This is a genomic window from Amycolatopsis sp. NPDC052450 (assembly GCF_044547565.1).
Classification (GTDB): Bacteria; Actinomycetota; Actinomycetes; order Mycobacteriales; family Pseudonocardiaceae; genus Amycolatopsis.
In genome coordinates, this window is record NZ_JBIUAQ010000020.1 from 94393 (window position 1) to 107007 (window position 12615).

Below are 12615 nucleotides of genomic sequence, written 5' to 3' on the forward strand. Positions count from 1 at the left end.
GGGGAAGTTCAGGAGGTGAGGAAGGTCTTGAGTTCGTGGACGAGCTTGGTGATGTGGCCGGAGATCACGGGCGTGCCGAGATCCTTGAAGCGCTCGCGGAACCAGGGGTTGACGCTGCCCCGGCCGGCGCTGGTGACCGAACCGACCGGGATGAACTTCGCCCCGGAGCGGTGGATCGCGGCCATGCTTTCGAAGAGCTGCTCGACGCGGGTCTCGTAGAAGTCGGAGATCCACACCACCACGGTGTTGGCGGGCTCGGCGATCTTCGGCTGGGTCAGCGCCATCGCGACCATGCCGTCGTTGCCGCCGCCGAGATTGGTGCGCAGCAGGGTTTCGAACGGATCGTGCACCCACGGCGTGAGGTCGAGGGCCTGGGTGTCGTAGGCGATCAGATGAACGTCCACTTTGGGCAGTCCGGCGAAGATCGAGGCCAGTACGGCGCAGTTGACCATCGAGTCCACCATCGAGCCGGACTGGTCGACGACCGCGATGAGCCGCTGCGGGGTGGTCTTCTTCGCGGTCTGCTTGTAGTAGAGGCGATCGACGTAGAGCCGTTCCTCGTCGGGGCTCCAGTTGGTGAGGTTCTTCCAGATGGTGCGATCGAGGTCGAGGTTGCGGAACACGCGCTTCGGCGGCACCGACCGGTCGACCTTGCCTGTGGAGGCCTTCTCGACCTGGGTCCGCAGGACCTCCGCGATCTCGTCGACGTAGCGGCGGATGAGCGACTTGGCGTTGGCCAGCGCCACTCCGGACAGATTGTCCTTGTCCCGCAACAATTGTTCGATGAGTGACATGCTCGGGCTCAGCTTCGCCGCGAGCGCGGGATCGGCGAGGACCTCGCGCAGATGCATCCGCTTGACGAGGTCGGCCTCGATGGCACCGAGTTCCGGGCCGATCGACGGGAGCAGCGTGCTCAGGTCGGGAGCCGGGCCCCCGCCGGTGCCACCCAGCCCGGTGGGAGCTCCACCGGGGCGACCGCCGCGGAGCTCACCGGGACGGCACCCCAGTGCGCGCTCGAACCAGCCCGCGTCGGCCTGCCAGCTGGACAGCTGCCCGGCCGTCACGGTGGCGGGTGCCGCGGCGAAGACATTGAGCAGCACCTTCGACACCAGCGCGGCGCGCCGCACCTCCGCGGCCTTGTCCCGGCTGTCCCCGGCTTCGGGGACCATCAGCCCGTCGAACTCGGCCTCCAGCTCCGGGTGACGCTGGACGACCGAGTCGACCGCGACGTTCGGATCCAGTACCGCGGACGGCAGGCCGATGTCCTCGACCACGGCCACACTCGCCGCTTCGAGCGCGGCTTGCTCCTCGGAGTCGAAGAGCCGGGCGAGCAGCCGCCAGTACAGGACCTGGCGGCGGTTGTCCTCGGATTCGGTCATTTCCGCAACAGCCTTCCGGCGCGTTCGCGCAGCACGGCCGCGGCGTCGGTGGCCGCCTTCTCGGCTTTCACCCCGGCCTTGTCCGTGGTGCCGCCGGCCCAGGCGCCGGCGTGCACGGCGGTGGTCTTCTTGCGCACCGTGGTCTCCACCGCGAGCGGTTGGAGCCGGAAACCGCCGTCCCACCGGATCAGGCCGATGCACGCACTGGAACTCGCGACCGCTTTCGGTGTCAGCGGACCGGCGGCCGGGATGCGGTCGGTCTCGACGGCGAGGTGGTTCCCCGCGAACGTGAACGTGAGCGCGTCTTCCTCGCCCTCGATGCCGTAACCCTCGAGGAAGACGGGAACGGCGACCCGCACCGGATGCCGATCCAGCGGCGCGACCGCCGGCGTGACGGCCTTCGCCAGCACGACACGCGCGGTGGAGAAGGCGTCCGCGGGCTCGCCGAGGCGAGCAAGTTCGTCCTGCCAGAGCAGGTTGCCCTCGGCGGTGACCGGCATCTCGGCGAGATCCATCGAGCGGCCCTCGCTGATCGCCGTGAGCAGGGAAAGATGCGGGCGCAGCGACTGCCAGATCCCGGCGCCGATGATCGTGTCCGGCTTCGGCACCGTCACGCTCGCACGCACGAGGCGCGGCGTGCCGCCGTCCTCCGGCTCGAACACGGCGTGGACCTGCGCTTGCGCGGCCGTCGAGTGTTCCAGCAGATCGACCCCGAGCGGCAGCAGGCGGCCGGTGACCGTGCCGATCGCGGGTGTGGCCGCGGGCAAGGTCAGCAGCATCCCGCGTGACCACAGGTCGCCCCAGCGTCGAACCGGGACTCGTTCCAACGCCGCACCAGGACAGGACGCCGCGAGTTCCGCGGCAAAGCCGTCGAGCAGGACGGCCAGCCGGCGCAGGCTCGGTTCCGCGAGCAAAGCGGAGATCACCTGTGCCGAAGCCGAGATCAAATCGTGGTCGATGCCCTGCCAACCGGCGCGGGCCAGATCGGACAGCCAGGAACGCGCGGCGGCCGGCAGATTCGGCGTGTCCGTCTCGGACACTTGCCGAAAGGACTCCTCTTCCGACGGCCGACCGGTCGCCTCGGCAAGGCGCGCGAGGACAGCGTCGTGCACGGAACCGAACACGGCGATCCTCGCCGCCGCAAGGGAAACGAAGTGCTCCTCCCCCGCGGCACCGGCTGCCGTCTTCTCGGCCGCCTCGGCGACTCTCGACGCCAACGGCGATCCCGCGACGGCCTCTGCCAGCCCGGTCAAACCGGCGGTCTTCTGTGGACGAAGCAATCCGCCGACAAGTACGTCGTCGAAGGCGTCGACGACGGCGAGCGCCTCGTCGAGACCGGCGATGGGGTCGGCGAGCAGATCGGTGCGCATCACACCACCGCCCTGGTCGGCGGGAACCAGTGCAGCTCCGGCACCGGCGCCGTCGACGCTTCGAATTCCAGATATGCCAAGTGCCGCAAGAACTGGCTGAACACGGACGCGGCGGCGGTGTTGTCACCCTGCGACGGCCGCGTCGCGCTCATGGTCTGCGAAATGGCCTGCGCGGTCGGCTCGGGAGCCTCTACGCGCAAGTACCGCGCCACACGCTCGGCGCCGTACTGAAGGGTGGATTCGTTGATCAGGGCGAGGATGTGGTTGCAGAACATGCCCCGCGCGCCGCCGCAAGGCCGATTGTTGTTGGTACTACAGGCGAATTCGTACGTGCTCGCCGCGACCGACGAGACGTACACCCGCCCGATGTCCGATCCGCTGGACACCACGCCCTGCACCCGTCCGTCGGCCAGTTCGACGAACGGGACCTTCGCGAGCTTGCGCGGGCGGGCGGGTGGCAACACCCGGGCCGTGCTCGCTCTTTCCCAGTCTGACAACGCATCTTCTCCTTGCGAGGTGCCTCGGTGGGGACTGGGATGAACCTAGCGGGCGGCACCGACAGTTTTGATCACATCCGTCGTTCCGCGAGCTGAGCGGCCAGATCGGCGAGGTCCTCGGCATGGAAGTCGAAGCGATCCGCCGCCGATGGTGGGTCGCCCACAGGCCTGGCGACATAGGCCGTCCGGAGGCCGGCGCTCCGCGCTCCCCTCAGGTCCCACGCGTGGGTGGCGACCATCAGTAGCCGCTCCGGCGGTGCGCCCGATGCCTCGACGGCCAGTTCGTAGACGGCAGGGTCCGGTTTGTAGGTCTGAGCGTCCTCCGCGGAGAGCGCCAGATGCCACCGCAGGCCGGCGTGGGCGTTGATCCGCAGCAGGCTCGTCCGGCCGGCGTTGGAGAGGCCGATGATCGGGTACTGCTCGGCGAGCCTCATCAGTCCTTCGACGGTGTCAGGCCATGGCGGGCGCTTCGGCACCACGTCTGTGTTGGTGACCAGCTGGGCCGCTTCGCGGTCGAGAACGTCACTCGGGGCATACGGCCTCTCCCCCTCCACGATGCGTCGCTGCTCGGTCTCGACATGGCCGAGCCACCGGTCGACCAGCTCGTCCGCGTCGGCATCCGGCGCGGCTTGCCGGATGGCCGCGCGAATCCCGGCGGGCTCGTCGACGAGCGTGCCGAGTATGTCGAACACCAAGGCGCCGATCTCCACGGAGAACCTCCCGGTAAGGGTTAAAGTAGCGGTTAACCGTGAACGTACGAGAGGTCGGTAAGGGATGCAAGTAGCGTTAGACGATTACGTCCGGGCAGCGGGCCTCGCTACCGACCTGGTCAACACCGCCGCGGAGGTCTGGCACGGCGAAGACAAGCTGCCCGACCTGGCGTCTCTCGCTGCCTTTGCCGAGCTTCACTCACTGCCTGAGCCCACCCGGCCCGGTGATCTGCGTGCCGTTCACCGGCTACGCGTCACCGTGCGGGACCTGGTCGACCACCCGGACCAGGCACGCCTCATCACCGGCGCCACCGCGCTCACCGCTTCGATCGGTGACATCACCCTCGACACCTCGCCCGGCCGCGCGCGATGGGCTGTCTCGCTCCGGCCGGGCGCGACCGTCTTCGACGCGCTTTCCTTGTTGTGCGGCGTCGGAATACTCGGCGTCGTCCAGTCCCTCGGCGCGGAACGATTCCGCGCCTGTGGCGCACCTACGTGCCGAGGTGCGTTCATCGACACGACACGTCCTGGACGACGCCGCTATTGCATGCCGGGACTATGCGGAAATCGCGTCAACGTCGCGAACCACCGGGCTCGACAGGCCGCAGCACACGGCTTCGGGCGCCGTGACGTCTGAAGCCGTCCAGCCCGGCGGTCGACGAGATGCCGCCCCTTGTGGTGACCGCGGATCAGGCGGCCACACCGACCCGCACGCTGAGCCGGATCTGCCCGATCTCAGCCAAGTCCATGCCACCGGACCGGGCGGTACTGGTAGCCGCTCTGACCCACCGCCGCGCCGGAACCGTTGATCGCCCAGGCGGTGCCGGTGTCGTCGCCGGGAAGCATGGCGAGGCTGGTCGTGGTTCCGGCAGGGTTCCAGGCGATGGGCTGGTAAGCGCCGGTCGACGCCTGGGACACCCCGATGACGACGCCCGTGTCACTGATGTCGTTGGCCCAGCTCACCGTGGAGCCGATGACGGTGATGGTTCCGTCGGCGTCCCAGCGGACCGCGCGCGTGACGGCGTCCGCACCCCGGGCGTAGCCGACGACCTGCCCGTGGATGTTGATGCCGTTGGCGCGGCTGTCGATTCCACCGGGCAAGATGCCCAGATCGGTGACCGTGCCATCGGTGTTCCAACGAGTGGCGCGGACCGGCAGACCGCCCCCCGAGGAGGTACCGACGATCGTGCCGTCCGCGCTGACCGCGGCACCCATGCTGATCTTGTATCCCCCTGGCAGGGGCGGGAGCTCGCTCACCGCGCCGCCGGCATCCCAGCGCAGGCCACGGGTGAATCCGGCCGCTCCGTTGAACCCGTATCCGACGATCGTACCGTCGTTGTTGATGTCTTCCGCCCAGCTGTCGCCGTAGGCCGGCGGCAGGCCGAGGGCGGTGATCGCGGCATTCGCTCCCCAGACCACCGGGTGCTGACGATTGTCGTCACCCGAGGCGGAGGAGCCGACGACCACACCGGCGTCGTTGATACCGCCGGCGCCGCTCACCGTGCCGCCCGGCAACGTCCCGAGGTCGGTGATGGTGCCGTCGGTGTTCCATCGCGCCGCGTGCTGCCAGCTGAAATCGCCGGCTCCGGCCGAGCCCGCGGCAGCGCCGTGGGCGTTGACCGCGGTCGCGATGCCCCGATCCGCTCCGGGCAGGAAGCCGAGATCGGTGACCGCGACATCCGCCACCGCGGGCGCGGCGAGAAGAGCGGTCGCCACGAGCACACTGCCCGCGGTCGACAACAGACGAAGATTCATCAAAACCCCCAGAACTGTGTTGACGAACGTCATGACTCTAGCGTCCCGGAAGGGCCGGGACGGCGGGGACCTCGGGAATCAGCCGATCAGTTCCACTTCGCGTTGATGGCGATACTGGGCCTGCTCAATTCATGGATTTCGAAGCCTGTGCCGCGGTCCGTGCTGATTCCGTCCTGCCGAAATGTGGACGTTCCTCTGCCGGCCTTGGTGCTTTCGAGCGAACCGGGACCGTCCCCTGCTGAAGGACCCAATTCGCGGACGGCGCGCCACTAGAATTCGGCGTCATGGACACGAGGCGACGTCGGTGACCGACCTCCCACCGGAGGCCGGCAGCGGCTCACCTGCCCCCGAGACGCACAACGAGTTGACCGTGTCGGCGAAGACGAACATGGTGGTGCAGGCGAACACCATTTCCGGGGGCGTCCACCAATATCTCGGTACCCGGCGGCGCGCGCTGATGGCCGGCGCGGGCGCGGGCGGCATCGCGCTGGTGGTCACCCTGGTCCTGATGTTCTGGCTGGCCACGGACGGCCAACGGACCGGGTTCGACATCAACCCGCTGGCGCCGCCCGCCACGGCACGCGAGCTCGGCACCCTGTCCGGGCATACCGCCAACATCACTGGGATGGGGTTCAGCGGGGACGGCAAGGTCCTCGCCACGGCGAGTGCGGACAAGACCGTGCGGCTGTGGGATGTGCCGAACCACAAGGAGCTCGGCTCCTTCGACACCGGCTCGGCCAACGGGGTGGCGATGAGCCGGGACGGGCGCACCGTGGCCGTCGCGCCCTCGGGCCGGGGTGTGCAGTTCTGGGACACGGCCGGCCTTCAGCAGGTCGGCCAATCGCTCAGCGAGACCGAGGGCATGCGCGGGCTGCCGATCTTCAGCATGGTGGTCAAGTTCAGCCCGGACGATCGGCTGCTCGCCACCGGGGAGGTCAGCGGCAAGGTCCGGTTCTGGGACGTGGCCAGCCACAAGCAGGTGGGCGAACCCCTCCTCGGCCACACCTCCGGCATCCTCGCCATGGCGTTCAGCGCGGACAGCCGCCTGCTGGTCACCGCGGCGGCGGACAACACGGTGCGGCTCTGGGATGTCGACAGCCGTCAGCAGCTCGGCCGCCTTCCCATCGACGCCACTGGCCCGGTGCTGAGCCTGGCCCTGAGTCCGGACGGACGTACCCTTGCCATCGCGGTGTCCGGCCTGACCACCGAGTTCTGGGATGTGGCCGGCCGCCGCCGGCTCGGGCAGCCGGTCAACAACAGCGCCGTGAGTGTCTCGTTCAGCCCGGACAGCCGGCGCCTCGTCACCGCGAGCGCGGGCCAGGGGGTGCAACTGTGGGACGTCGCCAGCCGCGAATCACGCGGTGAACCCATCGGCACCGTCGCCGCCGCCATGCACGTGCTGTACAGCCCGGCTGAACAGACTCTGGCCACCGTCATGTTGGACCACACCGTGCGTCTCTGGGACATGAGCGGCCTGGGCTAGTGGATCACGTACGGCTTCACAGTGGCCCGTTCCATGAACGGGTCAGCGGACGGCGAGGTTCGACCAGTGCGGAACCTCCGCCGCCGCCTGACCTTGGACCTCGGCCGGTAGCCGGGCGGACCGTTCGATGGCCTGATGGTGCTGGTCTTCCTCGGCCGCCCGTCCGGCCGCGTGGAGCCGCAGCAGATCGTGGATGTGATAGCGGGCCGGGGCGTGGCGCTCGACGAGGTGCCCTGCCGCGGGTGTGCGCAGCAGCGCGGCGGCCACGGCCGGTTCGATGCCGGCCATCGCCGCCACCGCGTCCGGAGTGACATCCGGTCCGCGAGCGAACGTCCTGTCATGCCGATCGGCGGATGCGCCGATGCTCCATACGACCGTCCGAGTGAGGTGGCCGAAATTCGCTGCTCCGACTGTGTGGCCGTGCCTGTTTGCTGCTGCGTTGCACTGCCGGCAGGAGGAAGCTGCTCGCCGTACTGATGGCGGCGGCCGGAGCAGGTCGCCGATGTCCTTTAGTGCCAGGAGTCATGACGATGGCTGCCGTGCCCACCCCGTCCCAGCCTGTGCTGTTCGAGACTCGCGATCACGACCGTTGGGGCGAGTACATCAGTGGTGTCTACGGCAGCAGTATCCGGCTGGGCAGCCCCAAAGACGGTCTACTACTTCGCCACACCCGGCTGGCCACTGTCACCTTCGCCATCGATGCCGTGCAGACCGTCGACATGACCTACACCGTGGAGTCCTTGCCGACTCTGACGATCGGCCGCCACCGCACCGCGACGTTCGACTACCGGTCCGAAGGTGCCGAGCACCGGTTCGGTCCTGGCGAGGTGTTCCTCCTCTCCACCGCCGAGGGCGGCGTGCCGTACTGGCTGCGGACACCCAGTGGTGGCTTGCAGGGCATCTCCATCCCTTTCCCGGTACTGGGCCAGGTCGCCGCCACCGCCGAAACCCGACGGCCCGCACCACTGCGGTTCACCGGCCACCGTCCCGGCACCCGCGTTGCCGCCCGGCAGTTGGCCGCGACCATCGACTACCTCGAAACCTCCCTGCGCGACCGGCCCCAGGTCATGGCAGAACCGCTCGTGGCCGGTACGGCAGGGCGGATGCTGGCCGCGACGGTGTTGAGCACCTTCCCGAACAGCGCGCTGGTCGACCCCACCATCGAGGACCGCCACGACTCGCATCCGGCCACCCTGCGGCGGGCGATGGCGTTCATCGACGACCATGCCCACCACGACATCAGTGTCACCGACATCGCCGCCGCGGCCCACGTGTCCATCCGGGCCCTGCAATACGCCTTCCGCCGCCACTGCGGCAGCACCCCGCTGGAATACCTTCGCCGAGCCCGCCTTTCCCACGCCCATCAGGAACTACTGGCCACCGACCCCACCACCGGTGTCACGGTCACCGAGATCGCCGCCCGCTGGGGCTTCTTCCACCCAGGCCGTTTCGCCCACCACTACCGCACCACCTACGGCTGCCCGCCCTACCGGACCTTGCAGCGCGACGATCGCTGACCCTCTGGCTTTGCGGGCTCGCCCCCACGCGGCTGTGCGGTGGCGCCCCGGAATCCCCGCACCACGACGCGAACCTGACTCCGGGCGGCGGATCTCCGCCCGGAATCAGCTCCCGGGGGCGGGGGCTGGACCGCCGGGAGTCGGGTTCGCCCAGCGGAGCCAGGCAGTTGAACCGTGCCCCCAGCTTCGCTCCCCGAGCGGATCAGCGCAGCACACATGGCGAACCCGGCGCAGCGCCGCTCAATGGCCAAACCAGCCGGAAAACGAACAAACCCGCACCGATGGACGATCAGTCACAGAGACCGCGATCGCCTTCTCACCCCGTGTGGCCAGGTCAGGGAACCACCGCGTGCCCGACCATCCGCACATGCCGATGAGCGGTCGTGCCAAATCGTTTGCGTCGTGCTCGGCTCCCTGACAGGTTCACCTCTGTGCCGGACGATCATCACGCAGCGACATCGGACAGGCCGAAGCCGGCGGTTCGTATCGTGCAGCTGACCGGTCCCGTGTTCGACGCGCTCGCTCGCGGTGATCTGGCCGGAGCGACCGCGACCAGCCCGGTACCGCTGACGGCCTACCTGACCGGATCGGATCGGCGTGGGCTGTGGAAGAGGCGCAGCAGGCAGGTCGCGGCGGACCCCGGCAGCGCCGCCTGGGTCACCGGCATCATCTGGGATCAGCGACACCTGCTGGCCGTCGGAACGGCCGGTTACCACGGGCCTCCCGACACATCGGGGATGGTGGAGATCGGCTACGCCGTCGACCCGGCACACCGACGACGCGGTTACGCGCGGGCGGCACTGGAGTCGTTGCTGGCGCGGGCCGTTCAGGAGCCACAGGTACACACCGTCCGGGTCACGATCAGCCCCGCCAATACGGCCTCCTATCAGTTGGCATCGCAGTACGGCTTCGTCAAGGTCGGCGAACAGTGGGACGACGAGGACGGACTGGAGATCATCTACGAGATCCCGGCGGACCGCCGGTAGTCAGGTTTCAGATCTCCACTGGTCGCGCGTTCGCGAAAAGTCCAGTACTGGCGATTCGCGGAAAGCGGCTACGAACCAAAACCCCGGCAGCGAGGTTGTCCGGCGTTGCGCAGAAATGGCCGCCGCGGTCGGACTTTCTCAAACCGGACTTCCAGGCGTCGTACGCGAATGCCGTAGCAGCGGTTCGAGAATATGGCCCATCAAAGAATACTGCACACTTCGAAGTATGATGCGCGAGAGTGAACTTTCTCGACAGCGAGCGAGTCAAGGCGGACAATCGACTGCGCGCGACACAATGCGACAATCCCTTGTCGCGCTCAGTTCCCTCGCTCCCCTCATTCGGCGAAAAGGAAACCCATGCATGACGATGATGAGCCCGTAGGCCGGGTACTCGGCAGGCGGCAGGCGTTGATTCTCCTCGGCGCCGCCGGCGCGACACTCACTGTCGCCGGATCCGCCACCGCGAGTGCCACCACCTCCAGTGCAGGCACACCCGAGGTCTGCACGCTGGACTGCGTGGTCAAGCCAGAGCAAATGGAAGGTCCGTACTTCGTCGACGAACGGCTCAACCGCTCCGATATCCGCAGTGAGCCATCCACCGGACAACTGGTCGCCGGCACCGCGCTGGCAATCAATTTCACCGTTCAGCAAATTCGCCAGCAGGTGTGCACCCCGCTATCGGGGGCCATGGTCGACCTCTGGCAGTGCGACGCGTTCGGGCTGTACTCCGACATTCCGTCCCAGGGAAGTCGCGGCCGCCGTTTCCTGCGCGGTTACCAGAACACCGACCAATCGGGAGTGGCCAGGTTCACGACCATTCTGCCGGGCTGGTACACGGGACGCACGCTGCATATCCACCTCAAAATACGCACCGTCGGGACCAACGGCCGTCCGTACGAGTTCACCTCGCAGCTTTACTTCACACCCGAATTCGGCGCGGCCTATCTGCGGACCGAACCGTACCGGCGGAAAGGCCCGGCCGACACGACCAACAGCCGGGACTCGATCTACCGCAGCGGCGGAGCCCAGATGCTGCTGCGTCCACAGCAGGTCGGAACCGGCTACACGGCGGACTTCGCGATCGGTCTCGACCTGTCGAACACCCAGGTCGGCCGTCCCGACTAGCGCAGGAACAGGGCCCTCCCCGGCAACCGCCGGGGAGGGCCCCGCTACGTCCAGACGTCAGACGCCGGCGATCTGCTGGATCCAGGGCCGGTACCGCGTGATGTTCGTGTACGCGGTGGTGGTCTGCCGGTCACTCGTCGACGCGACGCCGACCTGACGGCCGGAGGCGAACATCGGGCCGCCCGAGTCGCCGCCGGCGGTGATGCCGTCGCCGCGGCGCGCGCACACCGCGATGCCGCCGTTGTAGTCACGGCACGAGACCGACGTGACCGAGACGTTGGCGACCTTCAGGTAGCGCGACTGGCAGTTGATCTCCGAGCCGCACTGGCTGGTCGCGCCCCAGCCGTAGACCTGGACGGTCTGCCCGACGGAGACGTTGGCGGTGGTGCCCAGCGGCGAGTACGTGGCGTTCACCGGGGCGGTGAGGCGCACGATCGCGAGGTCCGCGCTTGCGTGGCGGGTGACCGTGGAGCCGGTGGCCATGGTGCCGCCGCTCTGCTGGTCGAGGCTGCCGATCCGGAAGGTGAACGTGCCGCTGCCGGCGACGCAGTGCTTCGCGGTCAGGATGTACTGCGGCGCGATGATCGTCGAGGTACAGGTCTGCCTGCCGTTGGCGAAGAGCCTGGCCGCCCAAGGGCCGCTCGACGCGTTCTGGCCGCCGATGATCATCGGCTGGACATCGGAGGACGGTTCCGCGGCGGACGCCACGGGGGCGGTGACGCCGAGCAGCGCCGCGAAGGCGGTGCCGGCGATCAGGGCGAAGGAGCGCAGTCGCATGGTTCCGACTCATTTCTGCGACCCGGGTTCGGCCGCGCGATGGGGACGGGTGTGCTGATTCTGGGGCGCGGCAAGAGAAACCTGACACCGACGAAAGTCGTGCAGTAGATACCTATTCCCACGCCGCGACCACCGCTAAGTGGCCCTCTAGGTATTGGAAGGGCCCGCCGGTTACGACGACCGGCGTCCGTCCACTTGAGACGGATGGCGGCATAATCCCAGGGACATAACCTGGCTCCGGGGCTTCCCGAAAACCAGGTCCGCCACCACAATCGTGACCATGACCGCAGCACAGTGGACCCCGACCTACGGCGACCCCTTCGAGCCGGTGCCCTACCGTCCGGCGCGCATGTCCGCGGAAGAATCGCTGGCGACCGCCGCCGATCTACGCCGCCGGATGGACACCCGCCGCACCGTGCGGATGTTCTCGACCGACCCGGTACCCGAGCAGGCGGTGGTGGACGCCATCGCGGTGGCCTCCACCGCACCCAGTGGCGCGCATCAGCAGCCGTGGACCTTCGTGCTCATCAAGGACGCCGCGACCAAACAGCGGATCCGGGAGGCGGCCGAAGAAGAGGAGCGCGTTTCGTATGAGGGCAGGCTCGGCGACGAATGGCTGTCCGCCTTGCGCCCGCTGGGCACCGACGCCGTGAAGACCCACCTCACCGACGCCCCGTACCTCATCGTGGTCTTCCAGCAGCGCTACTTCCTCGACGAGGACGGCACCAAGCACAAGCACTACTACGTCGACGAGTCGGTGGGCATCGCGGTCGGCATGCTGATCACGGCGTTGCATCTGTCCGGGCTGGCCGCGTTGACGCATACGCCGTCGCCGATGCGATTCCTCGGCGAACTGCTCGAGCGGCCTCAGAACGAGAAGGCGTTCGCCGTCATCCCGGTCGGCTATCCGGCGGACGACTGCGTGGTGCCGAACCTGGTGCGCAAGTCGATCGACCAGGTGCTGATCCGCCGTTGAGCGCGAGCGTGACCCGGGTGTGCGCGCACCCGGGTTGCGC

At 68.2% G+C, this 12615-nt stretch carries 13 protein-coding genes; 6 read left to right on the forward strand and 7 right to left on the reverse strand.

Features of this window, described 5'->3' with window-relative positions; genetic code table 11:
* Positions 1-8: 8 nt before the first annotated feature.
* The 4 genes from ACIHAO_RS28265 to ACIHAO_RS28280 form a co-directional block, all read right to left on the reverse strand.
* Positions 9-1379 carry a VWA domain-containing protein gene (locus tag ACIHAO_RS28265; RefSeq protein WP_396562808.1) on the reverse strand — a complete coding sequence of 457 codons (1371 nt, stop codon included), beginning with the start codon at positions 1377-1379 and terminating at the stop codon, positions 9-11.
* Positions 1376-2749, reverse strand: coding sequence for a hypothetical protein (locus tag ACIHAO_RS28270; protein ID WP_396562810.1), 1374 nt, complete (start codon positions 2747-2749; stop codon positions 1376-1378). Before ACIHAO_RS28270 ends, ACIHAO_RS28265 begins: the two co-directional genes overlap by 4 nt.
* Positions 2749-3246, reverse strand: a complete 498-nt coding sequence (locus tag ACIHAO_RS28275; protein ID WP_396562812.1) for a hypothetical protein — start codon at positions 3244-3246, stop codon at positions 2749-2751. The genes ACIHAO_RS28270 and ACIHAO_RS28275 overlap by 1 nt, the downstream gene beginning before the upstream one ends.
* A 71-nt stretch (positions 3247-3317) precedes the next feature.
* Positions 3318-3956 (reverse strand): haloacid dehalogenase type II, encoded by a 639-nt coding sequence (locus tag ACIHAO_RS28280; RefSeq protein WP_396562814.1) that lies wholly within the window; start codon positions 3954-3956, stop codon positions 3318-3320.
* Positions 3957-4020: 64 nt separating this feature from the next.
* Between ACIHAO_RS28280 and ACIHAO_RS28285 the strand changes: the two genes are divergently transcribed.
* Positions 4021-4593: a CGNR zinc finger domain-containing protein gene (locus tag ACIHAO_RS28285; RefSeq protein ID WP_396562816.1), complete on the forward strand. Its 573-nt coding sequence runs from the start codon at positions 4021-4023 to the stop codon at positions 4591-4593.
* Positions 4594-4691: 98 nt separating this feature from the next.
* Here ACIHAO_RS28285 and ACIHAO_RS28290 read toward each other — a convergent pair whose 3' ends face one another.
* Positions 4692-5711: a hypothetical protein gene (locus tag ACIHAO_RS28290; protein WP_396562818.1), complete on the reverse strand. Its 1020-nt coding sequence runs from the start codon at positions 5709-5711 to the stop codon at positions 4692-4694.
* A 304-nt stretch (positions 5712-6015) separates the two neighbouring features.
* Between ACIHAO_RS28290 and ACIHAO_RS28295 the strand changes: the two genes are divergently transcribed.
* On the forward strand, positions 6016-7194 hold the full coding sequence (locus ACIHAO_RS28295; protein ID WP_396562820.1) for a WD40 repeat domain-containing protein: 1179 nt from the start codon (positions 6016-6018) through the stop codon (positions 7192-7194).
* A 42-nt stretch (positions 7195-7236) separates the two neighbouring features.
* On the opposite strand, the gene ACIHAO_RS28300 is transcribed toward ACIHAO_RS28295, so the two are convergent.
* The gene (locus tag ACIHAO_RS28300; protein WP_396562822.1) at positions 7237-7482 is read right to left on the reverse strand and encodes a hypothetical protein; all 246 of its coding nucleotides are present in this window, start codon (positions 7480-7482) and stop codon (positions 7237-7239) included.
* 242 nt (positions 7483-7724) lie between these two features.
* On the opposite strand from ACIHAO_RS28300, the gene ACIHAO_RS28305 reads away from it, so the two are divergent.
* The 3 genes from ACIHAO_RS28305 (at position 7725) to ACIHAO_RS28315 (ending at position 10822) form a co-directional block, all read left to right on the forward strand.
* Complete coding sequence (locus ACIHAO_RS28305; protein WP_396562824.1) at positions 7725-8711, forward strand: helix-turn-helix domain-containing protein; 987 nt, start codon at positions 7725-7727, stop codon at positions 8709-8711.
* A gap of 488 nt (positions 8712-9199) precedes the next feature.
* Positions 9200-9697 (forward strand): GNAT family N-acetyltransferase, encoded by a 498-nt coding sequence (locus tag ACIHAO_RS28310; protein ID WP_396562826.1) that lies wholly within the window; start codon positions 9200-9202, stop codon positions 9695-9697.
* Between the two features lie 357 nt (positions 9698-10054).
* Positions 10055-10822, forward strand: a complete 768-nt coding sequence (locus ACIHAO_RS28315; RefSeq protein WP_396562828.1) for a twin-arginine translocation pathway signal protein — start codon at positions 10055-10057, stop codon at positions 10820-10822.
* 57 nt (positions 10823-10879) lie between these two features.
* Here the strand turns inward: ACIHAO_RS28315 and ACIHAO_RS28320 are convergent, their stop codons facing one another.
* Complete coding sequence (locus ACIHAO_RS28320; protein WP_396562830.1) at positions 10880-11599, reverse strand: S1 family peptidase; 720 nt, start codon at positions 11597-11599, stop codon at positions 10880-10882.
* A 280-nt stretch (positions 11600-11879) separates the two neighbouring features.
* Here ACIHAO_RS28320 and ACIHAO_RS28325 point away from each other — a divergent pair, with 280 nt between their 5' ends.
* The gene (locus tag ACIHAO_RS28325) at positions 11880-12575 is read left to right on the forward strand and encodes a nitroreductase family protein (RefSeq protein WP_125784606.1); all 696 of its coding nucleotides are present in this window, start codon (positions 11880-11882) and stop codon (positions 12573-12575) included.
* Positions 12576-12615 lie beyond the last annotated feature (40 nt).

Coding starts and splice junctions, on each gene's coding strand:
- ACIHAO_RS28265 (WP_396562808.1), bottom strand. CDS start 1,379: ATGACCGAATCCGAGGACAACCGCCGCCAGGTCCTGTACTGGCGGCTG.
- ACIHAO_RS28270 (WP_396562810.1), bottom strand. CDS start 2,749: ATGCGCACCGATCTGCTCGCCGACCCCATCGCCGGTCTCGACGAGGCG.
- ACIHAO_RS28285 (WP_396562816.1), top strand. CDS start 4,021: ATGCAAGTAGCGTTAGACGATTACGTCCGGGCAGCGGGCCTCGCTACC.
- ACIHAO_RS28290 (WP_396562818.1), bottom strand. CDS start 5,711: ATGAATCTTCGTCTGTTGTCGACCGCGGGCAGTGTGCTCGTGGCGACC.
- ACIHAO_RS28300 (WP_396562822.1), bottom strand. CDS start 7,482: ATGGCCGGCATCGAACCGGCCGTGGCCGCCGCGCTGCTGCGCACACCC.
- ACIHAO_RS28305 (WP_396562824.1), top strand. CDS start 7,725: ATGGCTGCCGTGCCCACCCCGTCCCAGCCTGTGCTGTTCGAGACTCGC.
- ACIHAO_RS28315 (WP_396562828.1), top strand. CDS start 10,055: ATGCATGACGATGATGAGCCCGTAGGCCGGGTACTCGGCAGGCGGCAG.
- ACIHAO_RS28320 (WP_396562830.1), bottom strand. CDS start 11,599: ATGCGACTGCGCTCCTTCGCCCTGATCGCCGGCACCGCCTTCGCGGCG.
- ACIHAO_RS28325 (WP_125784606.1), top strand. CDS start 11,880: ATGACCGCAGCACAGTGGACCCCGACCTACGGCGACCCCTTCGAGCCG.